This window comes from Pseudomonas sp. Marseille-QA0332, from assembly GCF_054950175.1.
In genome coordinates this window covers 3,986,560-4,012,696 of sequence record NZ_CM143106.1, presented here as the reverse complement: position 1 = coordinate 4,012,696, position 26,137 = coordinate 3,986,560, and the positions used below count along the sequence as shown (strand labels likewise).

The window sequence follows — 26,137 nt, the reverse complement described above, 5'->3', positions numbered from 1 at the left end:
AAAAGCAGAGCGTGCACGGCCTGCTTTTCTCTTGCGGCTCGTGGCTTGAATGGAGATGGCGCGCTTCATGCAGGACCGATCACCAAGGGCCGGCATCTCCTGCCGGCCACCAAGAACAACAAAGGTGAACACGATGCCTAGCGATCATTCCGCAAATGCACCGGCAGGTGCTTCAGTCGACTTCGAGAAGGTCGGGGCCGACTACTTCGAGCAACGTGAACTGAAGAAAGGCGCCGCCGGCTGGGTCCTGCTGGTGGGCCTGGGCGTGGCCTACGTCATTTCCGGCGACTACGCCGGCTGGAACTTCGGCCTGGCCCAGGGAGGCTGGGGCGGGATGTTCCTGGCGACCTTGCTGATGGCCACCATGTACCTGTGCATGTGCTTCTCCCTGGCCGAACTGTCCTCGATGATTCCCACCGCCGGCGGCGGCTACGGCTTCGCGCGCAGCGCCTTCGGGCCGTGGGGCGGTTTCCTGACCGGTACGGCCATTCTCATCGAATACGCCATCGCGCCGGCGGCGATTGCCGTGTTCATCGGTGCCTACTGCCAGTCGCTGTTCGGCATCGGCGGCTGGATGATCTACCTGGCGTTCTACATCGTGTTCATCGGCATCCATATCTTTGGCGTTGGCGAAGCCTTGAAGCTGATGTTCATCATCACCGCGGTCGCGGCCATCGCCCTGGCGGTCTTCCTGCTTGGCATGCTGCCCCATTTCGATGCAGCCAACCTGTTCGACATTCCCCAGACCAGTGCAGCCGGCGCCAGCGCCTTCCTGCCGTTCGGCTATGTCGGGGTCTGGGCGGCGATACCCTACGCGATCTGGTTCTTCCTGGCCGTCGAAGGCGTGCCGCTGGCCGCCGAGGAAACCAAGAACCCGCGTCGCGACCTGCCACGGGGCCTGATCGGCGCCATGCTGGTGCTGCTCAGCTTCGCCTTGCTGATCCTGGTGATCGGCCCTGGCGGAGCCGGAGCCGACGCGCTCAAGGTCTCGGGCAACCCGCTGGTCGAGGCACTGGCCAAGGCCTACGGCGGCTCGACCTGGATGGGCGGCTTCGTCAACCTGGTGGGGCTGGCAGGCTTGATCGCCAGCTTCTTCTCGATCATCTATGCCTATTCGCGGCAGATCTTCGCCCTGTCGAGGGCCGGCTACCTGCCGCGCAAATTGTCCCAGACCAACAAGAGCAAGGCGCCGGTGCTGGCCCTGGTGATCCCCGGCATCATCGGCTTCGCCTTGTCGCTGACCGGCCAGGGCGACTTGCTGATCCTGGTGGCGGTATTCGGCGCGACGCTGTCCTACGTACTGATGATGGCTGCCCATATCACCCTGCGCATTCGTCGTCCGAAGATGGAGCGCCCCTACCGCACCCCCGGCGGCATTCTGACCTCCGGCGTGGCGCTGGTGCTGGCCTGCCTGGCCGTGGTCGCCGGCTTCCTGGTCGACCCACGGGTGGTGATCGGCGCGGCGCTGATCTATGCGGTGCTGATCGCCTACTTTGCGCTCTACAGTCGGCATCATCTGGTGGCTGGCACCCCGGAGGAGGAGTTCGCCGCCATCCAGAAAGCCGAACAGGCGCTGCACTGATCCTGAACAGGCCAGGGGCATCGCTGCCGCGCGCCTGGCTGACCTGCGCCGTGACCGCCTCGGCGCCGTGGAGGTTGTGAATGGCAAGTTTCGTACATACGGTCGGCAATCAGATCCACCGTTTCGACAGTCTCAGGGAAGTGTTGGCCAAGGCCAGCCCGGCCCGCTCCGGTGACGTTCTCGCTGGCGTGGCCGCCAGCAGCGACGCCGAGCGGGTCGCGGCGCAGATGGCACTGGCGGACATCCCGCTCCGGCAGTTTCTCGACGAGGCGCTGGTCCCTTACGAAGATGACGAAATCACCCGGCTGGTCATCGATACCCATGACGCCGAGGCCTTCGCGCCGGTCAGTCACCTGACCGTGGGTGGCTTGCGCGACTGGCTGCTCGGCGAGCAGGCCGACGAAGCCGCCTTGCGTGCCCTGGCGCCCGGCCTGACCCCGGAAATGGCTGCGGCAGTGTCGAAGATCATGCGTATCCAGGACCTGGTGCTGGTCGCCCAGAAGATCCGCGTGGTGACGCGCTTTCGCGGCACCATGGGCCTGCGTGGACGGCTATCGACGCGCCTGCAGCCGAACCACCCGACCGACGATCCCGCCGGGATCGCCGCCAGCATCCTCGACGGCCTGCTGTACGGCAACGGCGACGCCATGATCGGCATCAACCCGGCCACCGACAGCACGGCCTCGATCTGCGCCCTGCTGGAAATGCTCGATGCCATCATCCAGCGCTACGACATCCCGACCCAGGCCTGCGTGCTGACCCATGTGACGACTTCGATCGCGGCCATCGAGCGCGGCGTGCCGCTGGACCTGGTGTTCCAGTCCATCGCCGGCACCGAAGCGGCCAATGCCGGCTTCGGTATCAACCTGAACCTGCTGCAGGAAGGCTACGAGGCTGGCCTGAGCCTCAAGCGCGGCAGCCTGGGACAGAACCTGATGTACTTCGAGACCGGCCAGGGCAGCGCGCTGTCGGCCAACGCCCACCATGGCGTCGACCAGCAGACCTGCGAAGCACGCGCCTATGCCGTCGCCCGGCACTTCAAGCCGTTCCTGGTCAATACCGTGGTCGGTTTCATCGGTCCCGAGTACCTGTACAACGGCAAGCAGATCATTCGTGCCGGCCTGGAGGACCATTTCTGCGGCAAGCTGCTGGGCGTGCCGATGGGCTGCGACATCTGCTATACCAACCACGCCGAGGCCGACCAGGACGACATGGACAGCCTGCTCACCCTGCTGAGCGTGGCCGGGATCAACTTCATCATGGGGATCCCGGGGTCCGACGACATCATGCTCAACTACCAGACCACCTCGTTCCATGATGCCTTGTATGCGCGCCAGGCCCTTGGTCTACGCCCGGCACCGGAATTCGAGCAGTGGCTGGCCCGTACCGGCATCCTCACCCAGGCCGATGGCCAGGTGCGCTTGGCCGAGAGCTTGCCAGCGGCTTTCCGCCAGGCACTGGCACAACTGGGATAGAAGACCATGGAAAAAACCACTCCGAGTACCGAAAACCCCTGGCACGCCCTGCGCACCCTGACCTCGGCACGCATCGCCCTGGGTCGGGCCGGCACCAGCCTGCCGACCCGCGCCCAGCTCGACTTCCAGTTCGCCCATGCGCAGGCTCGTGACGCGGTGCACCTGCCGTTCGACCGAGCCAGCCTGGGCGACGGGCTCGCCCAGCTCGGCCATGCCGCGTTGCTGCTGCACAGCGCGGCCAGCGACCGTGACCAGTACCTGCAGCGCCCGGATCTGGGTCGCCGGCTGGACCAGGCGTCGATCCAGACCCTGCGCGAACACGTCGACGAGCAACCTGGCGGGGCCGACCTGGCGATCGTGATCGCCGACGGGCTGTCGGCGCTGGCCGTGCATCGCCACGCTCTACCGCTGCTGGCCCGCTTCAAGGAGCAGGCGGCGGCGGACGGCTGGTCGGTGGCGCCGGTCACGCTGGTCGAGCAGGGCCGGGTCGCGGTGGCCGACGAAATCGGCGAGCTGCTCGGTGCGCGCATGACGGTGATGCTGATCGGCGAGAGGCCAGGGCTCAGCTCGCCGGACAGCCTTGGCGTGTATTTCACCTATGGCCCGCGGGTCGGCCTGACCGATGCGTATCGCAACTGCATTTCCAACGTGCGGCTCGAAGGCCTGAGCTACGGCATGGCCGCCCACCGCCTGCTGTATCTCATGCGCGAGGCTTGCAGGCGCCAGCTGTCCGGCGTCAGGCTCAAGGACGAGGCACAGGTCCATGCCCTCGAACAGCACGACCAGCCGGACACGACCGGAAACTTCCTGCTGCCCAGGGAATAGGGCCGATGGCAAGGCAGATTGCGCAATCAGTCTGCCTGTCGGCACAGGCCTGGCCCACGGTAACCCGCCGCTACAAACTCTCCGGGCATAAAGCGATCTTCGCCGTATAATGCCTAGCTGCCATGTGTGAAATTTTACCTTTTACCCGGTGAATTCAGGCTGGTACGAACGTTCTTGCTAGGACTTTTCGTACAAAAAAGCCTGGCTACGCCCTTGGCATCGTCCGCTATCGCGAGCCCTCGCCGCTCAAGAACACAGGTGCTGTACATGGATTTCAACCCGCTGGACCTCATCCTGCATCTCGATGCCTACCTAGATCTGCTGGTCAGCAATTATGGGCCCTGGATCTATGCGATCCTCTTCACCGTGATCTTCTGCGAAACCGGGCTGGTGGTCATGCCGTTCCTGCCAGGCGACTCGCTGCTGTTCATCGCCGGAGCCGTGGCCGCCGGTGGCGGCATGGACCCGGTCCTGCTCGGCGGCCTGCTGATGGCGGCGGCGATCCTTGGTGACAGCACCAACTACGTCATAGGCCGCACGGCGGGAGAACGGTTGTTCCGCAACCCCAACTCGAAGATCTTCCGTCGCGACCATCTGCGACAGACCCATGAATTCTACCAACGCCATGGCGGCAAGACCGTCACCCTGGCGCGCTTCCTGCCGATCCTGCGCACCTTCGCGCCCTTCGTCGCCGGCATCGCTCGCATGCACTACCCGCGCTTCCTCGGCTTCAGCGTCGCAGGCTCGGTACTGTGGGTCGGTAGCCTGGTCACGCTCGGCTACTTCTTCGGTAACGTGCCATTGATCAAGCAGCACCTGTCGCTGATGATCGTGGCGATCATCCTGCTTTCCCTGGTGCCGATGCTCATCGGTCTGTCGCGCGGCCGTGGTGGCCGGGCAGCCAAGGCGCACTGACCCCGCGGATGTGGTCCTTGCGCGCCTGGCGGCGCCAGCGAACGCTGGCTCGCTATCCTGTCGAATCGCAGCAATGGCAGGCGGTCCGCGAACGCCTGCCACTGCTCGATGGCCTGAGCGAGGATGAAGATCGCTGGCTGCGCGAAGCCAGCGTGCTGTTCCTGCATGACAAGCACCTGACCACCCTGTCCGGTCTCGAACTCGATCCGGGCCAGCGGTTGTTCCTCGCCGCTCAGGCCCAGCTACCGTTGCTGTACCTCGGCCAACTCGACTGGTACCGGGGTTTCCATGAGCTGATCCTCTACCCGGACGACTTCCTCAGCCCGCAGCGCTATCGCGACGCCAGCGGCGTCGAGCATGCCTGGAACGCCGAGCACAGTGGCGAAGCCTGGTTGCAGGGGCCGGTGATCATGGCCTGGCCTGGGGTGCAGGCCAGCGGCGGCTGGGACGGCTACAACCTGGTGATCCACGAGTTGGCGCACAAGCTCGACATGCTCGGTGGTGACGCCAACGGCCTGCCTCCACTGCATCGCGACATGCGTGTGAGCGATTGGGCCACGGCCATGCAAGGCGCCTTCGACGACCTCAACCGGCAACTGGACGCCGACCCGGACGCGCAGACCGCGATCGACCCCTACGCGGCGGAAAACCCGGCCGAGTTCTTCGCCGTCACCAGCGAGTATTTCTTCAGCGCGCCCGACCTTCTGCATGAGGCGTATCCGGCGGTGTACCAGCAGCTGCGCCGGTTCTATCGGCAGGATCCGCTCGAGCGCCTGGCACGTCTGCAAGCCGAGCACCCGGCCTACCGCGAACACCCGGCCTGAACCTGCCGCAACGCCTGGCGACGTGGCATGCGCTGGCGGAATGTGCCTATAATCGCGACCAATTTTCCTGGTCAAACATGGGGGCACTGCCCAATGAGCTACAGCAAGATTCCGGCAGGCAAGGACCTGCCGAACGACATCTACGTCGCCATCGAGATCCCGGCCAACCACGCGCCGATCAAGTACGAGATCGACAAGGACAGCGACGCCCTGTTCGTCGACCGCTTCATGGCTACCCCGATGTTCTACCCCGCCAACTATGGCTACATCCCCAACACCCTGGCCGATGACGGTGATCCGCTCGACGTGCTGGTCGTGACCCCCTACCCGGTCGCGCCAGGCTCGGTCATCCGCGCCCGTCCGGTCGGCGTCCTGCACATGGACGACGAAAGCGGCGGCGACGCCAAGATCCTGGCCGTGCCGCACGACAAGCTGACCCAGCTGTACGTCGACATCAAGGAATACACCGACCTGCCGGCGCTGCTGCTCGAGCAGATCAAGCACTTCTTCGAGAACTACAAGGATCTGGAGAAGGGCAAATGGGTCAAGATCAAGGGCTGGGAAGGCGCAGACGCCGCCCGCGCCGAGATCACCAAGTCGGTCGCGGCCTACAAGGGCTGATCCGCTCCAGTGCCTGCAAGGAGCCTCGCTTCGGCGGGGCTTTTTCATGCCTGCCGAAAACCGCGCGAGCGACGCGCCCTGTAGTCTTTCCTACGGCAGTGGCCAAACTTCGCGTTTATTTTCCGCCCTCCCGCTACCCGCTAGACTCGGTCGCATGAAGACATCCGGCGACCGCCTCAAGGCCCTCCTGAAAGAATGCAACCTGACCGCGTCCGACCTCGCCGCGCAGCGCAATGTCGCGCCCCAGCACGTCAACAACTGGTTCAACCGTGGCATCCCGCTGGCGCGCGTCGATGAACTGGCCGAGCTGCTGTGCGTGAACCGCCGCTGGTTGCTGACCGGCCAGGGCCGCAAGTACGCCAAGCCGATCCTTCGCCCCTTGCCGATCAGCACCCAGACAGACTCGGCGGCCATCAGCGCCGAACTGGCTGGCAGCGACGCCAGGCTGATCCGCCTGCCCTACCACCAGGCCCGCGATGGCAGGTTACTGGCAGTGCCGGAGCGCGGCCTGACGTTGCCGGCCCAGGCGCTGGCCGGCTGCGGCGTCGAGCCGGCCGCCGCCCTGAGTGTCAGCATGCCCAGCGACAACATGGAGCCGCAGTTGCCCCAAGGCGCCACTCTGGCTATCGATCGCGGCATGACCCGCATCGTCGACGGCGAAGCCTACGCCCTGCTGCACAAGGGCTACCTGCGCGTTCACCAGCTCAGCCAAGGCCCCAGCGGCGCCTGGTATCTGCACAGCCAGGACACCGACCGCTACCCAAGCGAACGCTACACGGCCGAGCAGCGCGCGGCCCAGGCGATGGAGATCATCGGTTGGGTATTCTGGTGGTCGCACCTGCGCCCTACCCGTCCGCGATGACAGCCAAAGGGATTTTTTGCTGGGCAACCCCGTCGCTGGCAGGTATCCTTGCCAGCACTTTCGCCTCTGCCGGCCGTTGCCGCATCGCAGAGGCCGGACGCTGGCTCAAACAGCCATTCGTCCCCTGAGGCCTCCATGGCCGATCATCGTTTGCAGGCGGTTGTGGCTTACCAAAAATGAGCCAGGACCGTCCCCGAGAAGCCGGCCACAAGCCGGCTTTTTAATGCCCGAAAGATGGACATTTGTGCTTCGAGGGCCGCTGCGCGGCCCTATCGCGACCGGTCCGGCGCCTCACCGCTCCACCCTGCCCATTTTTCAAGCCACTCAGCAAAGCTGTCACGCGTCGACGAACGCCGGCATGCCTGTTGCAGATGAAGTAATTCCGCACGGGCGGCAAGTTGTTCAAGGCACAACTTAGAATGCGCAGAGACTTGATACTTCGGTCTATCGAAAGCATACCGGGCTGTACAACCTAAGTTGGCTGCGAGTCACGCCCAGGTATTTTTATTGACGTCATTTGCCCGCCAACATCCTCCGCCCCCATAAAATAATTCTAACTTCGCCAAGCACGCCGGCTGCTAATGTAATACCAATTATTTCGAACATGACGTCCAACGGTCGCCATTCCCGCCCTGTCATGCCGAGCCTCCCTCCGTCCTGCCCGAACCGGCCTGAAAGGACCACACCATGCCTTCTTCATCCCAAGCACCAGCCGACAAGCTGGAAAGTGTCCAGATGCTGCGTGCCATCGCCGCGCTTGCCGTAGTGTTCTTTCACATACCGTTGTTCCGCAACGGCGAGTGGGGCGTGGACATCTTCTTCGTGATCAGTGGCTTCATCATGGCGCTGGTTACCGTCCAGTCCGCTAGCCACTTCTTCACCAAGCGGCTGATCCGTGTCGTTCCCTTGTACTGGCTCGGCACACTGGGGGTATTCGGCATCGCCCTGGTGATGTCGAACCTGCTGGACAACACGACCGCCGATGCGACAGGCCTGGTCAAGTCGTTGCTCTTCATCCCCTACCAGAAGGGCGAGTATGTGCAACCCCTGCTCTTTCTTGGCTGGACCTTGAACTTCGAGATGTTCTTCTATGCCTTGTTCGCCCTGTCCATGGCGATCAGTCATCGTCATCGCCTGCTGGTCTGTTCGAGCCTGATCCTGGCCTTGGTGCTGCTGGGTCGCCTGGTAAGCTTCGACAGCGTGCCGGCGCGCTTCTACACCGACCAGATCCTCCTGGATTTCGTCCTGGGCATGGGTTGCTACGCAGTCTACGTTCGCACGGCCAACTGGCGTCGGACAACGCCAGGCAACGGCGCCCGTGCGCTGCTGATACTGACCGGCAGCGCCGCGCTGCTGTACATGGCGCTCTACGGGGACCTGACCGAGACAGCGCAACGCTGGGTGGTGTGGGGCATACCGGCAGCGGTGGCATTTCTGGCGCTGGTGCATGGCTGCGCCGGGCTGCGCTTGCCCAGCCTGCTGGTATTGCTCGGCGATGCCAGCTATTCGCTGTACCTGTTCCACCCGTATGTGCTGAAAGTCTTCAACAAGGTCTTCCATGTGTTCGACGCCCCGGGCTTGCTCGCCTATGTCATGACACCCGTGAGCATTGGCTTGTGCTGCCTTGTGGCAATCTGCATTTATCGCCTGGTGGAACTGCCGATGACCCAGTGGCTGCGTGTCCTTTTCATCGACCGACGCAAGCCAGCCATCCAGCCGCAGGTCCTGCCGATGGGAAATGGCAAATAGAGCAGCCAGGTCATGTCGGCATCCGCTTTACCATCATTGCCCTGCTCGGACCTGACTTGTCCGTCACCTCCACATCGATCGCGGCAGTGCGTCGCTCAGACGTCTTCGTCCCAGCACCAAGCTGAGCTCATGAAGCAACTCCTAGGAGCCGGCAATCATGAACTCAGCGCTTGATGGTCGAGCACGCATCCAGGCTTTACACAGGTTAGAAGTCGTACCGAGCGCCAACCGTCATGCTGCGCGAGGGCCCCTGGAAGTTGAACGTCGACGTGGAGCCCACCCGCGACAGATAGTCCCGGTCAAACAGGTTGTTGACGTTGAGGGTCGCCGTGAGCTTCGAGGTGACGGGGTATGACAGCATTGCATCGACGGTGGCATAGCCCGGTGCATCGATGCGCACGCCGCCGTTCTCGGAGTAGAAGTTGCTCATTGCCGAGACGCCACCACCGATGGCCAGTCCAGACAGCGGACCTTGGCTGATGGTGTATTTGCTCCAGAGCGACGCCTGATTGCGCGGCATGATGAAGAAGGTGGCCTCGGTGTCACCGTCGACCGTTTCCGTTTCCATCCAGGTGTACCCTGCCAGCAATTCCCAGTTAGGCGTCAGCTTGCCGCTGACTTCCACTTCGGCACCCTTGACGCGCGTCTTGCCGGAGGCAACGGAGAAGCCAGTGTCCACGCCATCGGCATCGTATTCGGTGCTGGCGCGGTTCTTGTCGGTCAAGTGGAATACCGAGACACGAGCGTTGAGGTCGCCACCGAAGTAACTGCTCTTGAGCCCGAACTCATACTGATCGCCTTCGCGTGGCTTTAGGACCCGGCCGTTGCTATCGGTATCCGACTGCGGCTTGAACACCTGCGAGTAGCTGGCGTACAGCGCATGGTTGTCGGTGAGGTCGTAGACCAACCCTGCATAGGGCGTAAAACGACCATCGACACGCTTGTCGTCTTCGGCGGTCGAGCCGCTGCTCAGGGTAGTCGTGTAGAAATCGCCGCGATACCAGCTAAAGCGTCCACCGGCGATCAGCGCCAGGCGCTCGATCGGACGGAAGGTGACCTTGGAGTACAGGCCGTACTCTTGCTCTTGCATGCCGGTTTCGGTGCTGTAGTTCGGCGAGGGCTTGGCGAACCGCTTCGGCGAGTAGCTATTGACGTCGATGTTCCCCAGGGTGGTCGAGCCGTTGAGGTATTCGGTGTCGTAGTTCTTGTAGTCGGTGCCGACCACGAATTCGCTGATCTGGCCAAAGGTTTCGAAGGGCTGGCTGTAGCTTGCGTCCAACGAGTAGGTGTCTTGGGTGAAGTCTCGGGCGCTGGCGCGCTCGGAGTTGGCACCGCTGGTACCGTTGGTCGCGGTGAAGGCATACAGGTAGTTGGTGTCGCGGTGCGAACCACGGGCGGCGATACGGCCATAGCCACCGTTATCGAAGCGGTGGGTCAGCTCGGCGACCAGGTCGGTGGTCTTTCCATCGAAGTAGTTCCAGTCGGCGCCAAGGAACCTGGAATGGCTGAAGTCGGGAACCTCACCGGAAAGCGTTGCCGGGTAGCCGTTGTGCGGGGTGATGTTCTTCACTTCGTGGATCAGGCCGAACGACAACAGGGTGGCATCGTCCAGATCGATATCCAACGCACCGTAGTAGCTGTTGCTGGTGTTGGCGTTGTAGTCGACTTCGCCATTGGTATCGTCACGCGAAGCGACGAAACGTCCGCGCACCCGACCAGCAGCATCCAGCGGCCCGCCCAGGTCGATTTCTTCGTGGTTGGTGTCCCATGTACCGTAGCTGGCTTCGACATGGCCCTGGAACTCGGCGGTCGGACGCTTGCGCACCATGTTCACGATGCCGCCCAGCTCGCTGGTGCTGCTGAACAACCCGGCCGGGCCACGCATGATCTCGACACGATCGAAGGCCGCCAACCCAGGCACGGTGCCGAAGATACTGGCCATGGGTGCCGGCAAGCCGTCGATGTTGAACTCGCTGTACTCATAGCCGCGGGCATAGATCGATGAACGACCGCTATCGTTGGTCAGGGTACGCAGACCAGCGGTGTATTTGGCCAGGTCATCCAGATGCACGAACTGGCGATCCTTGATGTAGTCCTGGGTGTAGACGGTGACCGACTGCGGGATTTCCTTGAGCGACGCCGGGGTCTTGGTACCCACGGTCGCAGCGTCGACGCTGTAGCCACCGGTTTCTTCCGAAGACAGCATGTCGTAGAGACGGTTGCCTTCGATGGTCAGTGCCGGCAGATCAAGCGAACTGTCCGCCGCCGTCTGGTTCGCCACCGTCTCGGCCAGTGCCGACAATGAGAACGGCGCCAATAGCCCTAGAACCAGCCATCCCCGAATCCGTTCTGGACTCCCCTTCCCCTTGACAGCGCTCATGACACACCCTTCTGTTGGATTTGTGGACAGAACAGCACTGGGTCCGTCCGCGCCGCTACGAGTGGCTCAAGCCACTTTCTTGAGCGCAGCAGCCTGTGTCCTGGCTCATGCCAGACGTTGGGCGGTGTTGGGACTGGGCAAGGATGACGGCAGAAAGACCTGAATGACAGTCAATCGCAAACGAAACCAGTTGCTTTTTGCGAACGATACCGGACGACAAACAGGGGTGCAGCAGGATTAACCTTCTTAACACAGGCTGTGCCAGACAGGCCCGGGCAGACAAGAACCGACACGGTGCGATTGCCCCATCCCCGCCGCAATGGGATGATGTGTAACTGATAGAAATTCTTATTCAAGGCTAGTCATGCCCACCTCTCTCTTGCTCGTCGAAGATGATTCGCGTCTGCGTGAGGACCTTGAGCGCCACTTTCTCAACCGCAGCTTTCTGGTCGACGCGTGTGCTTCCGGTGCCCAGGCGTTGAAAGCAGCCCAGCACAACCACTTCGACCTGGTGTTGCTGGACATCATGCTTCCAGGGCTCGACGGTCTCAGTCTGCTCGACGAATTACGCCGCCAACAGGCAGTACCGGTGATGTTGATGTCGGCGTTGGGCGCCGAGCAAGATCGCATCAGTGGCTTTACCCGGGGCGCGGACGACTACCTGCCCAAGCCTTTCAGCCTGGCTGAGCTGGACGCCCGGGTCGATGCACTTCTGCGCCGTGTGGCCTTTGACCGGGTCACGGTACGACAGACTGAAACCGGACCGGTAAGGATCGACCATGAGCATCAGGATGTCATTCACCATGGCCAGGTAGCCGGGCTTACGGCCTCCGAATTTCGCTTGCTCGCTACGCTCAAAGCTCACCCTGGCGAAGCCCTGAGCAAGGCCTTTCTTTATCAGACAGTGCTGTATCGCGCTTATACCCGCCTGGACCGGGGCCTCGATGTCCATGTATGCAACCTGCGCCGCAAGTTGGCCGATATCGGTGTACAGCGTTGGCAAATCCAGGCAGTGCGCAGTCAGGGATACATTCTGGTCGACACGGAACGACATTGATGCGCCGCCATCCCTTGCTGTGGAAACTGGCGGCCTTGCAGGTCAGCTTCTGTCTGCTGCTGACCTGGCTTATGTGGACCTGGGGGTTGTCGGTACAGCGCAGTACCTATTTTCTCTCCCAGGCCGATCAGCATTATCTAGCGCGCCATGCGCAACAGGCTGAGCAGGCCTGGCAGCATGGGGGCGCAGCCGGCGCCGAAGCCTTTCGCAGGGAACTGGAACAAGCCGAGGGCATCTGGGCAGCGGTGATCGGTCCGCAACTACAAAGCCTTGGCACTACGCCGCTGGATGCCCAAGAAGCCAGTCACCTGACGTTCATGCGCAAGCTCGAGTGGCCGATGAGCCGGCGCCTGCAGGACGAACTTCCCTACGTCAGCATCGAGTTCCCGCAACATCCCGAGCAAGGCCGCCTGGTGATGCAACTGCCCGAGCGCCTGCTGCCCACGGGCCTGACGCCGTGGACTCACGTCATCACCCACGGCGTCGCGCCCTCGCTGATGGCACTGCTGTTGTGCCTGGCCATCTATCGACACCTGGTCGTGCCACTCAACCGCCTGCGCGACCGCGCCGACGCCTTGCGCGCCGACAATCTGGACGACTCCGGCCTTCTCCTGCAGGAACGGCGCGATGAGCTGGGCGAACTGGCGCAGGCTTTCGAACACATGGCCGCGCGCCTTCGCCAAAGCCTTGAACAACAACGCCTGCTGCTGCGCACGTTATCCCACGAACTGCGTACCCCGCTGGCGCGGCTACGCATCGCCCATGACAGCATGCTCACACCCGAGCAGTTGCGCGCACGCCTGGAGCGGGAGGTGAACGATATGCAGAAGTTGCTCGAGGACACGTTGGACCTTGCCTGGATGGACACCGAGCAGCCACAACTATCTACCGAACCTGTAATGATGGTTTCAGTCTGGGAAGCATTGTCCCAGGATGCCTGTTTCGAAAGCGGCTGGGATCGAGCTCGCCTGCATTGCTCGCTCGGTACCGATTGCCGGGTGCAGGCCCATCTGGACAGCCTGGCCCAGGCGCTGGAAAACCTGATGCGCAATGCCATTCGTCATTCGCCCGCCGAAGGCCGGGTCAGCCTGGAGGGCTGGCGTGAGGGCGACTGTTGGCACCTGCGCCTGAGCGACCAGGGCCCTGGCGTACCCCAGGCTGACCTTGAACGCATCTTCGAACCCTACCAGCGCCTACCCGACAGCGGAGCAGGCTTCGGCCTGGGGCTGGCCATCGCCCGCCGCGCAATCGTGCTGCAGGGTGGTCGGTTGTGGGCCAGCAATGGCCATCCCGGCCTGTGCCTGCATCTCCTGCTACCTGTCGCCCGGGAATGTTTAGAAGGTTAATGCGCTTTACGCCCACAGGGTCCTGATTATCATCTCGACTGTTCAGCCGTGCACACCTTACAAAGCCCTGATGAGACTCCTGATGAGCAAGATGATCCTGTCCTTGGCTTTGGCGCTGGTCCTCGCGGCCCCCGTTGCCCTGGCCCAGCCCAAGCACGAGCAGAAAATGGACACCTCGTTGCTGTACCACCAGGACCTGGCCTACCGTTTCAGCCAGCTCGACCTGGACTCGGTCGATGGCCGACGCCATTATCGCCTGTGGATCGGCAAGCCGGACCGCCCCGCGCCCGCGGCAGGTTATCCGGTGCTATGGATGCTCGATGGCAATGCCGCGCTGGGCGCCCTGGACAGCGCACAGCTGAACCAACTCGCCGCTGGCCAGGCGCCGCTGCTGGTGGCTGTAGGTTATCAGACCGAGCAGCGTATCGAGCGTGCCGGGCGCACCTATGATTACACCCCCGCGTTACTTGGCCAGGCCGAACAGCTCGACCCGCTGACCGGCCAGCCCAGCGGCGGCGTTGATCTGTTCCTCGACCTGCTGGCCCAGCGCATGCGGCCGATGGTGGATGGCGTCGCGCCCATCGATCCTGAGCGCCAGACCCTCTGGGGGCACTCCTACGGCGGCTTGGCCGTGCTGCACACGCTGTTTACCCGTCCCGGCATGTTCAGCCACTACGCCGCCGCCAGTCCTTCGCTGTGGTGGCATGACGGCGCTATCGTTCGCGAAGCGACAGGCTTGCAGGAGCGCCTGGGTGAAACGCGGCCACATCTGCTGCTGATGCACGGTGGCGAGGAAGCCGCTCGCCCACGCGGACCGTCGAAAGGAGATAGCCAGGGGCCCGCGCGCCAGCTGAGCGAAGACCTGGCCAAGGTACCAGGGCTGGACGTTCGCTTCCAACGCTTCGAGGGGCTGGGTCATGGGCCCATGCTGCCGGCCTCGTTGCGCTTCGTGGTCGAGCAAATGTCCCGATGAACAAGTCGCTCGCTGCCTGCGATAGCGCCGCATGGGCAGCGAGCCCCAAGTTCAGCCCTTGACGCACACTACCTGGCGCAGGGTATGCACCACCTCGACCAGGTCGCGCTGGGCGCGCATGACCGCGTCGATGTCCTTGTAGGCCATGGGGATCTCGTCGATCACGTCCTTGTCCTTGCGGCATTCCACGTGCGCCGTGGCGCGCTTCTGGTCGTCCAGGGTGAAGCGGCTCTTGGCCTTGCTGCGGCTCATCACTCGCCCGGCGCCATGGCTGCAGGAGCAGAACGACTCGGCATTGCCCAGGCCGCGGACGATGAAGCTGCGCGCGCCCATGGAGCCAGGGATGATGCCCAGTTCACCTGCGTGCGCGGAAACCGCGCCCTTGCGGGTGACCAGCACTTCGCGTCCGAAATGCCGTTCGCGCTGCACGTAGTTGTGGTGGCAGTTGACCGCTTCCAGGCTGGCTTCGAAGGGTTTGTCGATGACCCTGCGGGCGGCGGCGACCACCGCCTGCATCATCAGCTCGCGGTTGTGCCGGGCGAAGTCCTGGGCCCACTCGACCGCCTCGACATAGTCGGCGAAGTGTCTGCTGCCTTCCTCGAAATAGGCCAGGTCCTTGTCCGGCAAGTTGGCCAGGTGCTGACGCATGTCGGCCTGGGCCAGCTCGATGAACAGGCTGCCGATGGCATTGCCAACGCCTCGCGAACCGCTGTGCAGCATGAACCAGACCCGGTCGGCCTCATCCAGGCAGACCTCGATGAAATGGTTGCCGCCACCCAGGGTACCCAGGTGCTGGCGGTGGTTGCTCTTCTCCAGGCGGGGGTACTTGTCGGTGATGGCCTTGAAGCGTGCCGCCAGCCGCCCCCAGGCCTGGTCGGCCTGGCGCGGTATGTGGTCCCAGGCGCCCCGGTCGTGACGACCGAAGGTCTTGCCGTGCGGCACGGCCTGCTCGATGGCGCTGCGCAAGCCATGCAGGTTGTCCGGCAGGTCATGGCCGTGCAACGAGGTCAGCGCGGCGATCATGCCGCAGCCGATGTCGACGCCAACCGCCGCCGGGATGATCGCGCCCACCGTGGGAATCACGCTGCCGATGGTCGAACCCTTGCCCAGGTGGACATCGGGCATGACCGCCAGGTGCTTGAAGATGAACGGCATGCGCGCGGTGTTGATGAGCTGGCGCCGGGCCTCGTCCTCGACCGGCACGCCCTCGGTCCATAGCTTGATCGGCTTGGCGCCGGCGACTTCGAGCTTGTTCATGGTGCCTCCTCCAAGGTGCCTGAGGCCATCATACTCGCCATAGGTCGTACACAGGCGACTTGCCATCGGGGTGGTCCGGTGGAGTATCCTTGCGCGGTCTTCAGGGCGGGGTGAAACTCCCCACCGGCGGTAAATCGAAAGATGAGCCCGCGAGCGCCTTGGCCATGCCAAGGGTCAGCAGACCTGGTGAGATCCCAGGGCCGACGGTCACAGTCCGGATGAAAGAAGGCGTCAGGCAGGGACCTTCCGGTACCCTTGCGCGCGCATTTTGTTCGCCCCGAGACGTTCATCTTCCACGAGGAGCGTTTCATGTCCACTTCGCACCACCCGCAATTCCCCAACGTGACCGCCGCCATCGCCGCCTTCCGCGCCGGCCGGCCCGTGCTTTTGCTCGACGACGACGACCGCGAGGACGAGGCGGACATCATCGCCGCCGCCGAAAACATCACGCTGCAAACCATGGCCATGATGATCCGCGACTGCAGCGGCATCGTCTGTCTGTGCCTGGACGAGGCGACCGTCGACGCCCTGCAGCTGGCGCCGATGGTGCAGAACAACCAGGCCCGCCACGGGACCGGCTTCACCGTGACCATCGAGGCCGCCGAAGGCATCAGTACCGGCGTCTCGGCCCAGGACCGCATCACCACCATCCAGGCCGCCCTGCGCTCCACCGCCGACGAGCGGCACATCGTCAGCCCAGGGCATGTGTTCCCGCTGCGCGCGCGCAATGGCGGCGTGCTGACCCGCCGTGGTCACACCGAAGGCTCGGTGGACCTCGCTCGCCTGGCCGGTCTGCGCTCTGCGGCGGTGCTCTGCGAGCTGATGAACCCTGATGGCAGCATGGCTCGCGGCGAGCAGGTGGCGGTCTATGCCCGGCAGTACAATCTGCCGGTGCTGACCATCGAGGAACTGGCGCGCTATCGCCAGGCCATGCTGGAACCGCAGCCGGCCTGACCGGGCCGCCCATCGAACCGATGCCAGCGACCCCTCCTTCCATGGCCTGCCCGGGCGCCCGTCCGGCAGGCCCGGGTTTTGGCTAGCCGAGGCCTTGAAATGGATGTCTTGGCCGGCCGAGCCCGGCGTATCGCCCCGCGCGTTTGCTCACCTCGCCCCGCTCTGCTAGTGTCGCGCCGTTCATAATGGTTACCGAGACCGCCGCCATGGCCCGTAAAAAAGCGTCCATCGATTTCGAGCAATCCCTCGCCGAGCTGCAGGCCCTGGTCGAGCGCCTGGAGAACGGCGAGCTGTCGCTGGAGGACTCGCTGGCTGCGTTCGAGCAAGGCATCAGCCTGACCCGCGACTGCCAGAACGCACTGGCTCAGGCCGAGCAGAAGGTCCAGGTACTGCTCGAGCGTGACGGCGAGCTGGCCGCCGAGCCCTTCGACACGGACCCCGCCGCATGATCGCCGCCTACCAGGCCAGTTGCCAGGCGCGCGTGGACGCGGCCCTGGAACCGCTGTTCCAGGCGCCATCGGAAAAACTCCAGCGGCTGTACGCGGCGATGCGCTACAGCGTGATGAATGGCGGCAAGCGGGTTCGCCCGCTGCTGGCGTATGCGGCCTGCGAGGCGCTCGGCGCGCCACCCGCGCAGGCCAACGGCGCGGCCTGCGCGGTAGAGCTGATCCATGCCTACTCGCTGGTGCACGATGACCTGCCGGCCATGGACGATGACGATCTGCGCCGGGGCCAGCCGACCACCCACAAGGCGTTCGACGAAGCCTCGGCGATCCTCGCCGGCGATGGCCTGCAGAGCCTGGCCTTCGGTGCCTTGCTCGATCCGCGCCTGAGCCCCCAGCCTGCCGAGCTGCGCCTGGCCATGGTCCAGGCGCTGGCGGCCGCCGCCGGGCCGGCCGGCATGGTCGGCGGCCAGGCCATCGACCTCGGCTCGGTGGGTCTGCGGCTCGACCAGCAGGCCCTGGAGTACATGCACCGGCACAAGACCGGTGCCCTGATCGAGGCCAGCGTGCGGCTCGGCGCGCTGGCCAGCGGGCATGCCGACCCGGCCCGGCTCGAAGCCCTGCAGGTCTACGCCCAGGCGGTCGGCCTGGCGTTCCAGGTGCAGGACGACATTCTCGACATCGAGAGCGATACCGCGACCCTGGGCAAGCGTCAGGGCGCCGACCTGGCGCGCGACAAGCCGACCTACCCGGCCCTGCTCGGGCTGGAGGCGGCCAAGGGCTATGCGATCGAACTGCGGGACCAGGCCCTGGCGGCACTGGAAGGCTTCGGTGAATCGGCCGAGCCATTGAGAGCGCTGGCGCGCTACATCGTCGAACGGCGCAACTGATCCTCGCGCCGGTCGAACGCCAGCAGGCGAAAACCGGTCGCTGATGGTCGGCAAATGGGCAGTTTCCCTCCAATGGGTTAAACTGCCGCCACTTCAAACCTATAACGATTCGCCTGATGCCCACGACGTTTCAAGAGATTCCCCGCGAACGCCCGGTCACGCCTCTGCTGGACCGCGCCGACACGCCCGCCGGCCTGCGCCGGCTGGCCGAAGCCGACCTGGAGACCCTGGCCGACGAGTTGCGCCAGGAGCTGCTCTATACCGTCGGCGAGACCGGTGGGCACTTTGGCGCCGGCCTGGGCGTGATCGAACTGACCATCGCCCTGCACTATGTCTTCGACACACCGGCCGATCGCCTGGTGTGGGATGTCGGCCACCAGGCCTACCCGCACAAGATCCTGACCGGTCGTCGCCAGCGCATGCATACCCTGCGCCAGAAGGACGGGGTCGCGGCGTTCCCGCGCCGTAGCGAAAGCGAATACGACACCTTCGGCGTCGGTCACTCCAGCACGTCCATCAGCGCCGCCCTGGGCATGGCCATCGCCGCCCGGCTGCACAACGATCCGCGCAAGTCGATCGCGGTGATCGGCGACGGCGCGCTGACCGCCGGCATGGCCTTCGAGGCACTGAACCATGCCCAGGAAGTCAACGCCGACATGCTGGTGATCCTCAACGACAACGACATGTCGATCTCGCGCAATGTCGGCGGCTTGTCCAACTACCTTGCCAAGATCCTTTCCAGCCGCACCTACACGAGCATGCGCGAAGGCAGCAAGAAGGTCCTCTCGCGCCTGCCCGGCGCCTGGGAAATCGCCCGCCGCACCGAGGAGTACGCCAAGGGCATGCTGGTGCCCGGCACGCTGTTCGAGGAACTGGGCTGGAACTACATCGGGCCGATCGATGGCCACGACCTGCCGACCCTGATCGCTACCTTGCGCAACATGCGCGACCTCAAGGGCCCGCAGTTCCTTCACGTGGTGACCAAGAAGGGCAAGGGCTTCGCACCCGCCGAGCTCGACCCGATCGGCTACCACGCCATCACCAAGCTCGAGCCTGCCAACGCGCCGGCCACGGTAGCGAAGAAGGCCAGCGGTCCGAAATACTCGGCGGTGTTCGGCCAGTGGCTGTGCGACATGGCGGCCGCCGATGGGCGCCTGGTCGGCATCACCCCGGCGATGAAGGAAGGCTCGGACCTGGTGGCGTTCAGCGAGCGCTATCCGGAGCGCTACTTCGATGTGGCGATCGCCGAGCAGCATGCGGTGACCTTGGCCGCCGGCATGGCCTGCGAGGGCTCCAAGCCGGTAGTGGCGATCTATTCGACCTTCCTGCAGCGGGCCTATGACCAGCTGATCCACGACGTGGCCGTGCAGAACCTCGACGTGCTGTTCGCCATCGACCGCGCCGGCCTGGTCGGCGAGGATGGCCCGACCCATGCCGGCAGCTTCGACCTGTCCTACCTGCGCTGCATCCCGGGCATGCTGATCATGGCCCCGAGCGACGAGAACGAGCTGCGCAAGATGCTCAGCACCGGTTACCTGCATGAAGGCCCGGCTGCCGTGCGCTACCCGCGCGGCAGCGGGCCGAACGCACCGATCAGCGGCGACTTGGAACCGCTGGAGATCGGCAAGGGCGTGGTGCGGCGGCAAGGCCGGGGCGTGGCGTTGCTGGTGTTCGGCGTGCAGCTGGCCGAAGCGCTCAAGGTTGCCGAGACACTCGATGCCACGGTCGTCGACATGCGCTTCGTCAAGCCCTTGGACGAGGCCCTGGTACGCGAACTGGCGGCCAGTCACGAACTGCTGGTGACCATCGAGGAAAACGCCATCATGGGTGGCGCCGGCGCCGCGGTGGGGGAGTTCCTAGCCCGCGAAGCACTGCTCAAGCCATTGCTGCACCTGGGCTTGCCGGACCTCTATGTCGAGCACGCCAAGCCTGCGCAGATGCTCGCCGAATGCGGGCTGGACGCAGCGGGCATCGAGGCGGCGGTTCGAGCGCGGATGGTGGCGCTGGGGATCTGAGGCAGGCTTTCAGCCTGGCAGATTCTGCCGCAGCCTGTAAGAGCGGCCGCCGGGGCGCCGGACCGGCCACGATGGCCCGAGCAGCGGGCCCGATACTCGCCAGGCGACCACTGCTCCATTTCCCTGGCACGACCCGCGCAGGGGCAACTGTCTTGCAGGCCGGCCAGGTTTCGAGGCCACTGCGTGCCCTGTCGCGGCGGGTCCGGTGCTCCTTCCACCTGACTCCCACAACGGACTTGCCATGCACCGTCGTCACCTGGTCACCGCCCTGCTCTGTCTGCCCTCGCCGCTCCTGGCTGCCGAAGCCAGCCGTGACGAAGCGCTCAAGCTTCCCGACATGCTGGTCAGCGCCAGTCGCCAGGTCGAGCAGCGCAATGCCAGCAGCGCCGCCAGCACCGTCTTCACCCGCGCCGACATCGAGCGCTTGCAGCCGAGCAGCCTTGCCGCGCTGCTGACGCGGGTGCCTGGTGTCCAGGTCGCCGCTACCGGCGGACGCGGCAGCTTGCCAGGGATATTCATCCGTGGCACCAAGACCGCGCAGAGCCTGGTACTGGTCGATGGCGTGCGTATCGCCAACGCCACCTCCGCCGACAGCGGCCTGCAGTTTCTCGGGGTCGACCAGATCGAGCGGGTGGAAGTCCTGCGTGGCTCGCGCTCAGCGGTGTACGGCAGCGATGCGATCGGTGGGGTGATCCAGATCTTCACCCGGCGCGGCAACGGCAACGGGTTGCAACCCCGGCTGCGGGTCGCTGCCGGCAGCCAGCGGACTTGGCAGCGCAGCCTGGGCTTGTCCGGCGGGAATGGACAGACCCGCTTCAACCTGGGCGCCAGCCTCGATGAAACGGCGGGCATCGACGACAGCGGGCCGTCTTTCGCCAGTGATGCCGACCACGATGCCTACCGCAACAAGTCGGTGAGCCTCAGTGTTAGCCATCGCTTCGCCGAACGCTTCGAAACCGGGCTCAACCTGCTCGACAGTCATGGTCGCAGGGAATACGACAACCCGTTCGGCGGCTTCGATCCGGTCACCTTCGAAAGCTTCGGGCGCAAGCCCTACACCGATTTCACGGTCAGCAGCATCGGCACTTACCTCGATGGCCAGTTCAGTGAGCAGTGGCACTCCCGCCTGGAGCTGGGCCACAGCGAGAACCGTGACCGCAAACGGGACAAGCTGAGCGAGGAAAACAGCGTGTTCGACACCTATCGCGACCAGGCGACCTGGCAAAACGATCTGCTCGTGGATGAGCGCCATTCGGTGCTGCTGGGGCTCGACTGGTACCAGGACCGTGTACGCGGGACCACGGCATTCGACCAAGCCAGTCGCTGGAACCGCGCCGCGTTCATCCAGCATCGCTTCACGGGCGATGGCTTCTCTACCGAACTCGGCCTGCGCCGCGACCAGAACCAGCAATTCGGCGGCCAGACCACCTGGAGCGGCAGCTTCAGCGTGCCCCTGGACGCGGCCAACGACCTGCTGCTTTCCTACAGCGAAGGCTTTCGCGCGCCAACCTTCAATGACCTGTACTACCCCTCATACAGCAACCCGCAGCTGGACCCGGAGCGCTCCAGAAGCTACGAGCTGCAATGGCGCAGCCAGCTTGGCGCCAACAGCCGTCTCGAGGCCTCGTTGTACCGGACCGACCTGCGCGACGCGATCGTCTTCGGTGAGGGCTCGATCCCGCGCAATGTCGCCTCGGCGCGGATCGACGGCTTCGAGCTGGCCGCGAGCGGGCAATGGGCCGGCTGGCAAGGGCAATTGGGCCTGGCGGTGATCGATCCACGGGACCGCGACAGCGGCCACACCTTGGCGCGCAGGGCCCGACGCACGGTGAGCCTGGACCTGGACCGGCAGTTCGGTCGTTTCGGCGCAGGTATCGGCTGGCAGGCAGTCAGCAGCAGCCATGACGACGAGGCCAATCGCAAGCGCATCGGTGGCCATGGTTTGCTGGGCCTGCGTGGCAGCTGGAAGGCCAATGAGGACGTACGGCTGGACCTGAAGCTCGACAACCTGCTGGACAAGGCTTACCAACGCGCACTCTACAGCCATGACGGCGACGACCACGGTTATCGCGAAGAACGCCGCAGCTGGCTGCTGAGCCTTACCTGGACGCCGGCACTGTAGCCTCCAGCAGGGCGCACAGGCGCGCCGTGGCATCGATCATCTGCCCACTCGGACGCTCCAGCCCCTTGTCAGGCACCACCAGCAAATGCCCATTTGCCACGGCCTTCAGGCTTGGCCAGGCGTTCCAGGCTTCGAGCTGCCTGGCTTCGCCGGCGAGGATGATGTCCGGATCACGCTGCAGGACGGTTTCCACGTTGACTTGCGGTGCCGGCTGGCGCAGGTCGGCAAACACGTTTCGGGCGCCACACACCGCCAGGGCATCGCTGACGATCTGCCGGCCACCGAGGGTATACAGGGGCTGGTCCCAGACCTGATAAAAGACCTGCAAGGGCCGCGCGCGGGCGAAGCGCTGGCGCAGGTGAGCCAGCCGCTCGCGCAGCTGTGCGGTGTACCGTCGGCCTTGTTCCTCCCGGCCGATGCGGCTGGCGATCGCACCAATCTGCTCGATCAACTGCTCCAGGTCGTGCGGCTCGGCGCTGAACACGGCAATGCCCAGGCGCCTCAATTGATCGCGCTGGGCGGGCGTCACGCTGTCGGGCCATAGCAGCAGCAGGTCGGGCTGGAGACTGAGCAGACGCTCCAGATCGAGCTGGCCGTACTGGCCCACCGAAGGCAGCTCGCTCACCGAAGAGGGTCGCGGCCCGGCATCGAGCACGCCTACCAGCAGGTCGGCGGCGCCCAGTTCGAGGACGATCTCGGTCATCGATGGCGCCAGGCTCACCACCCGGGGCGCGGCGCTGGCCACGGTGGCACAGAAAAGAGCGGCCAGCAGCAGCGACAGGCGGATCAAGATGCAAGGCTCGCCAGGCCGCGAGGCTGGTCCAGCGCAGCCCCGCCGCTGGTCACGCCCGCGGCACCTCGCCCTGATGTTCGTTGCCCATCATGTGGCCGAGCTTGCCGGCCTTGGTCGCCAGGTAGTGGCGGTTGTGCGGGTTGTGCCCGGTATGCAGCGGCACGCGCTCGGCCACGGCGATGCCCATGCCGCCCAAGGCCTTGACCTTGCGTGGGTTGTTGGTCATCAGGCGCAGGGATTTCACTCCGAGGTGCTCGAGCATCGGCAGGCAGATGCCATAGTCCCGCTGATCGGCGGCGAAGCCCAGCCGCTCGTTGGCCTCGACGGTATCGGCGCCGCCATCTTGCAGCTCGTAGGCGCGGATCTTGTTCAGCAGGCCGATGCCGCGGCCTTCCTGGCGCAGGTACAGCAGCACGCCTCGACCTTCGCGGGCGATCGCCTGCAACGCCGCCTCGAGCTGCGAACCGCAGTCGCAGCGCTGGCTGAACAGGGCATCGCCGGTCAGGCATTCGGAGTGCAGCCGCCCCAGTACCGGCTCGCCATCGGCCACGTCACCCAGGCTGAGCGCTACGTGCTCGCGGCCAGTCGCCTCGTCGAGGAAACCGTGCATGGTGAAGGTCGCGAAGGGGGTCGGTAGTTTGGAGGCGGCGACGAAGACGACGGGCACGTTGTGCTCCTGATTGATAACTTGGAATTTCACGTGGGGCGATTGTATCAGCAGGTTGCGACCCGTGCGCGGCCTGAATACCGGAGCATCTTATCGAAAGATTCGATAGTCATGCCGTGCCGTCCAGGATACGCGGCGATGGCCGTCAGTATGGCTGGCTGTCGAGCGTGAATGGATAAGGCTGTCGCCAGCGTTCGAAGATCGGTCTGAGCTCGCCGCTGCGCACCAGCGCTTCCATCCGTTGGTCGAACAAGTCGCGCAGCGCCCGGCCTTTTGCATTGTGGCCGAAAGCCAGGTACAGCGGCAGCTCGGCGACGTGGCTGCGGCGGAACATCGATTTGTCGGGCGCCAGCCCGAGGACATGGTCCACTTCGGTCAAGGCATCGATGTAGTAGTCCGCCCGGCCGTGCCGGAGCATCGACACGATACCGTCGCGCCGCTGGATCTCGCGAAACTCCCGGACGTTGGGCAGATACTTGTCGTATTCGTAGCCCCGCACCCAGGCCAGACGGTACTGCCCGAGGGTTTCCAAGGTCGGCTCGGGCCGACTGGCAAGGCCCAGGGCATAGATATGGTCCACGTCGAAGTGCCATCGAGGATACAGGTTGTCGGCATTCTCTTGTCTGTAGGAGCCCACCCAGGCATCCACCTCGCCGCGCCTGACCAGGCCGATGGCGCGGCTGTAGGGCGCACTCTGCACGCTGACGTTCACTCCGGCCGGCTCGAAGACCTTGCGCAGCACATCCCAGGCCAGGCCGGTGCCATCGGCGTTGGTGTAGTCCAGCCACGCTTCGCTGGCCAGGCGGACCTGCTCGTGCAATGCCCGAGGTTCAGCCAGGACGCTGCTGCCAGTCAGTACCGCGACGATGAGCAGCAGCCCCCTGATGAACATGGGTCGCTCCTTGGCTCAGGCAAGCATCCAGACCAGGACCTGCATGCCGAGCCAGGCGAACACGCCAGCCAACACATCGTCGAGCATGATGCCTACCCCACCGTGTACATGCCGGTCGATCCAGCGGATCGGCCAAGGCTTGAGGATGTCGAAGAAACGAAACATGAGAAAGCCCGCCAGCAGCCAGAGCCAGCCTTCGGGAACCAGCCACAAGGTGATCCACATGCCGACCATCTCGTCCCAGACGATGCCTTCATGGTCATGCACGCGCAGGTCGGTGGCCACCTTGCCGCACAGCCAGAAGCCGAACAGCATGGTCAGCCCCAGCAGCAGCCAGTAGCCCCAGTCGGGCAGCATCTGCCACAACGGCACGAACGGCAGCGCCACCAGCGAGCCCCAGGTGCCGGGCGCCTTGGGAATGGTGCCGGAGCCGAACCCGAAGGCAATGAAATGCCACGGGTTGCGCCAGACCGAAGGCGGGACGAATTCCGCGGGCACCTGGTTGGGGTGGTCGGTCATGGTGTCTCCCTGAAATGTTGATAGCCCCGTTGCCTGGGGGTGATGTCCTGGCCCTGATGGTCGCGCAGGCAGACACCCTGCCCGTCGAGGACACGACCGATGACATGCACCGGCCAACCGCCGTCGCGTAGCAAGGATAGCCGGGCCGGCGGCAGGCTGAAGGCCAGCACGTAGTCGTCGCCGCCGCTGAGCGCCGCCTGCAGGGCGCCGGCCTGCCCCAGCAACCCTTGCAGGGCAGCAGACAGCGGCACCTGGTCGGCGTTCACCTCCAGACACACGCCGGAAGCCTTGGCGATGTGCGCGCAGTCGGCCAGCAGGCCGTCGGAAATGTCCAGAGCCGCCGTCGCCTGTCCCCGCAGCACCTGGCCCAGCGCCAGTTGCGGCGTGGGCGACCAGTAGTGGGCGAGCAGCGGATCGGCCAGCACTGGCTCGGCTTGCCGTTGCCCGAGCACCAGCGGCAAGGCGCCAGCGGCGTTGCCCAGTTCGCCACCCACGCACAGCAGGTCGCCGACCCGGGCGCCGCTGCGCAGCAATGCCTGCCCTGCCGGGACGCGACCGAACACGGTCATGGTGATGCTCAAGGGGCCGCGCGTGGTATCGCCACCGACCAGGCGCAGGTCGCAGCGCCGGGCCATGCGGTTCAGGCCATCGGCATAGCGCCGCAGCCAGTCGCTGGCGACCTCCGGCAAGGTCAGCGCCAGGGTGAAACCGATGGGCGTCGCGCCCATGGCGGCAAGATCGCTGGCCGCGACGGCGAGCGAGCGCTGGCCAAGCAGCAGCGGATCGCAGCGCTCGGGAAAATGGATGCCGGCGACCAGGGTATCGGTGGAGACCGCCAGCCGTTCGCCGGCGGGCAATTCGAGCAGTGCGCAATCATCGCCGATGCCCAGCTCCACCCCCTCGCCGCCTTGCGCGCAAGGCGCGGCGGCGAAGAAGAGGCTGATCAGCTCGAACTCACCCATGCCTGGTCAGCGCC

Annotated in this window: 23 protein-coding genes and 1 riboswitch; of the genes, 16 read left to right on the top strand and 7 right to left on the bottom strand. The window is 64.7% G+C overall.

Annotation, left to right across the window (positions count from 1 at the left end; translation table 11 throughout):
- The first annotated feature begins 133 nt into the window (after window positions 1-133).
- The 8 genes from eat (at window position 134) to ACY8GK_RS18535 (ending at window position 8,853) form a co-directional block, all read left to right on the top strand.
- Window positions 134-1,582, top strand: coding sequence for an ethanolamine permease (gene eat, locus ACY8GK_RS18570; protein ID WP_462401780.1), 1,449 nt, complete (start codon window positions 134-136; stop codon window positions 1,580-1,582).
- 80 nt (window positions 1,583-1,662) lie between these two features.
- Window positions 1,663-3,057 carry an ethanolamine ammonia-lyase subunit EutB gene (locus ACY8GK_RS18565; RefSeq protein WP_462401779.1) on the top strand — a complete coding sequence of 465 codons (1,395 nt, stop codon included), beginning with the start codon at window positions 1,663-1,665 and terminating at the stop codon, window positions 3,055-3,057.
- A 6-nt stretch (window positions 3,058-3,063) separates the two neighbouring features.
- On the top strand, window positions 3,064-3,882 hold the full coding sequence (gene eutC / locus ACY8GK_RS18560) for an ethanolamine ammonia-lyase subunit EutC (RefSeq protein ID WP_462401778.1): 819 nt from the start codon (window positions 3,064-3,066) through the stop codon (window positions 3,880-3,882).
- Window positions 3,883-4,149: 267 nt separating this feature from the next.
- The gene (locus ACY8GK_RS18555; protein WP_196178192.1) at window positions 4,150-4,797 is read left to right on the top strand and encodes a DedA family protein; all 648 of its coding nucleotides are present in this window, start codon (window positions 4,150-4,152) and stop codon (window positions 4,795-4,797) included.
- 8 nt (window positions 4,798-4,805) lie between these two features.
- A complete protein-coding gene (locus ACY8GK_RS18550) occupies window positions 4,806-5,621 on the top strand; it encodes a M90 family metallopeptidase (RefSeq protein ID WP_196178194.1) in 816 nt (271 codons plus the stop codon).
- Between the two features lie 93 nt (window positions 5,622-5,714).
- The gene (ppa, locus tag ACY8GK_RS18545) at window positions 5,715-6,242 is read left to right on the top strand and encodes an inorganic diphosphatase (RefSeq protein ID WP_196178196.1); all 528 of its coding nucleotides are present in this window, start codon (window positions 5,715-5,717) and stop codon (window positions 6,240-6,242) included.
- A gap of 154 nt (window positions 6,243-6,396) precedes the next feature.
- The gene (locus ACY8GK_RS18540) at window positions 6,397-7,104 is read left to right on the top strand and encodes a LexA family transcriptional regulator (RefSeq protein ID WP_462401777.1); all 708 of its coding nucleotides are present in this window, start codon (window positions 6,397-6,399) and stop codon (window positions 7,102-7,104) included.
- A 687-nt stretch (window positions 7,105-7,791) separates the two neighbouring features.
- Complete coding sequence (locus tag ACY8GK_RS18535; RefSeq protein ID WP_196178201.1) at window positions 7,792-8,853, top strand: acyltransferase family protein; 1,062 nt, start codon at window positions 7,792-7,794, stop codon at window positions 8,851-8,853.
- 205 nt (window positions 8,854-9,058) lie between these two features.
- Here the strand turns inward: ACY8GK_RS18535 and ACY8GK_RS18530 are convergent, their stop codons facing one another.
- On the bottom strand, window positions 9,059-11,233 hold the full coding sequence (locus ACY8GK_RS18530) for a TonB-dependent siderophore receptor (protein ID WP_196178203.1): 2,175 nt from the start codon (window positions 11,231-11,233) through the stop codon (window positions 9,059-9,061).
- Window positions 11,234-11,597: 364 nt separating this feature from the next.
- Here ACY8GK_RS18530 and ACY8GK_RS18525 point away from each other — a divergent pair, with 364 nt between their 5' ends.
- From ACY8GK_RS18525 to ACY8GK_RS18515, 3 genes are all read left to right on the top strand, one after another.
- Window positions 11,598-12,290, top strand: a complete 693-nt coding sequence (locus tag ACY8GK_RS18525; protein ID WP_196178205.1) for a response regulator transcription factor — start codon at window positions 11,598-11,600, stop codon at window positions 12,288-12,290.
- Window positions 12,290-13,636, top strand: a complete 1,347-nt coding sequence (locus tag ACY8GK_RS18520; protein ID WP_462401776.1) for a HAMP domain-containing sensor histidine kinase — start codon at window positions 12,290-12,292, stop codon at window positions 13,634-13,636. The genes ACY8GK_RS18525 and ACY8GK_RS18520 overlap by 1 nt, the downstream gene beginning before the upstream one ends.
- A gap of 82 nt (window positions 13,637-13,718) precedes the next feature.
- Window positions 13,719-14,609 carry an alpha/beta hydrolase gene (locus ACY8GK_RS18515; RefSeq protein WP_462401775.1) on the top strand — a complete coding sequence of 297 codons (891 nt, stop codon included), beginning with the start codon at window positions 13,719-13,721 and terminating at the stop codon, window positions 14,607-14,609.
- 51 nt (window positions 14,610-14,660) lie between these two features.
- Here ACY8GK_RS18515 and ACY8GK_RS18510 read toward each other — a convergent pair whose 3' ends face one another.
- Window positions 14,661-15,866, bottom strand: coding sequence for an RtcB family protein (locus ACY8GK_RS18510; RefSeq protein ID WP_462401774.1), 1,206 nt, complete (start codon window positions 15,864-15,866; stop codon window positions 14,661-14,663).
- Between the two features lie 92 nt (window positions 15,867-15,958).
- Window positions 15,959-16,100, top strand: a riboswitch (FMN riboswitch).
- A 75-nt stretch (window positions 16,101-16,175) separates the two neighbouring features.
- Here ACY8GK_RS18510 and ribB point away from each other — a divergent pair.
- The 5 genes from ribB (at window position 16,176) to ACY8GK_RS18485 (ending at window position 22,290) form a co-directional block, all read left to right on the top strand.
- Complete coding sequence (ribB, locus tag ACY8GK_RS18505; protein WP_462401773.1) at window positions 16,176-16,820, top strand: 3,4-dihydroxy-2-butanone-4-phosphate synthase; 645 nt, start codon at window positions 16,176-16,178, stop codon at window positions 16,818-16,820.
- Between the two features lie 206 nt (window positions 16,821-17,026).
- The gene (locus ACY8GK_RS18500; protein WP_196178215.1) at window positions 17,027-17,269 is read left to right on the top strand and encodes an exodeoxyribonuclease VII small subunit; all 243 of its coding nucleotides are present in this window, start codon (window positions 17,027-17,029) and stop codon (window positions 17,267-17,269) included.
- Window positions 17,266-18,153 carry a polyprenyl synthetase family protein gene (locus ACY8GK_RS18495; RefSeq protein ID WP_462401772.1) on the top strand — a complete coding sequence of 296 codons (888 nt, stop codon included), beginning with the start codon at window positions 17,266-17,268 and terminating at the stop codon, window positions 18,151-18,153. Before ACY8GK_RS18500 ends, ACY8GK_RS18495 begins: the two co-directional genes overlap by 4 nt.
- A 116-nt stretch (window positions 18,154-18,269) precedes the next feature.
- Window positions 18,270-20,168, top strand: a complete 1,899-nt coding sequence (gene dxs, locus ACY8GK_RS18490) for a 1-deoxy-D-xylulose-5-phosphate synthase (protein ID WP_462401771.1) — start codon at window positions 18,270-18,272, stop codon at window positions 20,166-20,168.
- A gap of 241 nt (window positions 20,169-20,409) precedes the next feature.
- Entirely contained in the window at window positions 20,410-22,290 is a 1,881-nt protein-coding gene (locus ACY8GK_RS18485) for a TonB-dependent receptor domain-containing protein (protein ID WP_462401770.1), read from the top strand.
- On the opposite strand, the gene ACY8GK_RS18480 is transcribed toward ACY8GK_RS18485, so the two are convergent.
- From ACY8GK_RS18480 to thiL, 5 genes are all read right to left on the bottom strand, one after another.
- Complete coding sequence (locus tag ACY8GK_RS18480; protein ID WP_462403041.1) at window positions 22,268-23,077, bottom strand: cobalamin-binding protein; 810 nt, start codon at window positions 23,075-23,077, stop codon at window positions 22,268-22,270. The genes ACY8GK_RS18485 and ACY8GK_RS18480 overlap by 23 nt on opposite strands.
- Window positions 23,078-23,132: 55 nt before the next feature.
- Window positions 23,133-23,750 (bottom strand): GTP cyclohydrolase II, encoded by a 618-nt coding sequence (gene ribA / locus ACY8GK_RS18475; protein WP_196178221.1) that lies wholly within the window; start codon window positions 23,748-23,750, stop codon window positions 23,133-23,135.
- A gap of 145 nt (window positions 23,751-23,895) precedes the next feature.
- Window positions 23,896-24,642: a substrate-binding periplasmic protein gene (locus tag ACY8GK_RS18470; protein WP_196178224.1), complete on the bottom strand. Its 747-nt coding sequence runs from the start codon at window positions 24,640-24,642 to the stop codon at window positions 23,896-23,898.
- 15 nt (window positions 24,643-24,657) lie between these two features.
- Complete coding sequence (locus ACY8GK_RS18465) at window positions 24,658-25,161, bottom strand: phosphatidylglycerophosphatase A family protein (protein WP_196178226.1); 504 nt, start codon at window positions 25,159-25,161, stop codon at window positions 24,658-24,660.
- Entirely contained in the window at window positions 25,158-26,123 is a 966-nt protein-coding gene (thiL, locus tag ACY8GK_RS18460) for a thiamine-phosphate kinase (RefSeq protein WP_462401769.1), read from the bottom strand. Before thiL ends, ACY8GK_RS18465 begins: the two co-directional genes overlap by 4 nt.
- Between the last annotated feature and the right edge of the window lie 14 nt (window positions 26,124-26,137).

Coding starts and splice junctions, on each gene's coding strand:
- eat (WP_462401780.1), top strand. CDS start 134: ATGCCTAGCGATCATTCCGCAAATGCACCGGCAGGTGCTTCAGTCGAC.
- ACY8GK_RS18565 (WP_462401779.1), top strand. CDS start 1,663: ATGGCAAGTTTCGTACATACGGTCGGCAATCAGATCCACCGTTTCGAC.
- eutC (WP_462401778.1), top strand. CDS start 3,064: ATGGAAAAAACCACTCCGAGTACCGAAAACCCCTGGCACGCCCTGCGC.
- ACY8GK_RS18555 (WP_196178192.1), top strand. CDS start 4,150: ATGGATTTCAACCCGCTGGACCTCATCCTGCATCTCGATGCCTACCTA.
- ACY8GK_RS18550 (WP_196178194.1), top strand. CDS start 4,806: ATGTGGTCCTTGCGCGCCTGGCGGCGCCAGCGAACGCTGGCTCGCTAT.
- ppa (WP_196178196.1), top strand. CDS start 5,715: ATGAGCTACAGCAAGATTCCGGCAGGCAAGGACCTGCCGAACGACATC.
- ACY8GK_RS18540 (WP_462401777.1), top strand. CDS start 6,397: ATGAAGACATCCGGCGACCGCCTCAAGGCCCTCCTGAAAGAATGCAAC.
- ACY8GK_RS18535 (WP_196178201.1), top strand. CDS start 7,792: ATGCCTTCTTCATCCCAAGCACCAGCCGACAAGCTGGAAAGTGTCCAG.
- ACY8GK_RS18530 (WP_196178203.1), bottom strand. CDS start 11,233: ATGAGCGCTGTCAAGGGGAAGGGGAGTCCAGAACGGATTCGGGGATGG.
- ACY8GK_RS18525 (WP_196178205.1), top strand. CDS start 11,598: ATGCCCACCTCTCTCTTGCTCGTCGAAGATGATTCGCGTCTGCGTGAG.
- ACY8GK_RS18520 (WP_462401776.1), top strand. CDS start 12,290: ATGCGCCGCCATCCCTTGCTGTGGAAACTGGCGGCCTTGCAGGTCAGC.
- ACY8GK_RS18515 (WP_462401775.1), top strand. CDS start 13,719: ATGAGCAAGATGATCCTGTCCTTGGCTTTGGCGCTGGTCCTCGCGGCC.
- ACY8GK_RS18510 (WP_462401774.1), bottom strand. CDS start 15,866: ATGAACAAGCTCGAAGTCGCCGGCGCCAAGCCGATCAAGCTATGGACC.
- ribB (WP_462401773.1), top strand. CDS start 16,176: ATGTCCACTTCGCACCACCCGCAATTCCCCAACGTGACCGCCGCCATC.
- ACY8GK_RS18500 (WP_196178215.1), top strand. CDS start 17,027: ATGGCCCGTAAAAAAGCGTCCATCGATTTCGAGCAATCCCTCGCCGAG.
- ACY8GK_RS18495 (WP_462401772.1), top strand. CDS start 17,266: ATGATCGCCGCCTACCAGGCCAGTTGCCAGGCGCGCGTGGACGCGGCC.
- dxs (WP_462401771.1), top strand. CDS start 18,270: ATGCCCACGACGTTTCAAGAGATTCCCCGCGAACGCCCGGTCACGCCT.
- ACY8GK_RS18485 (WP_462401770.1), top strand. CDS start 20,410: ATGCACCGTCGTCACCTGGTCACCGCCCTGCTCTGTCTGCCCTCGCCG.
- ACY8GK_RS18470 (WP_196178224.1), bottom strand. CDS start 24,642: ATGTTCATCAGGGGGCTGCTGCTCATCGTCGCGGTACTGACTGGCAGC.
- ACY8GK_RS18465 (WP_196178226.1), bottom strand. CDS start 25,161: ATGACCGACCACCCCAACCAGGTGCCCGCGGAATTCGTCCCGCCTTCG.
- thiL (WP_462401769.1), bottom strand. CDS start 26,123: ATGGGTGAGTTCGAGCTGATCAGCCTCTTCTTCGCCGCCGCGCCTTGC.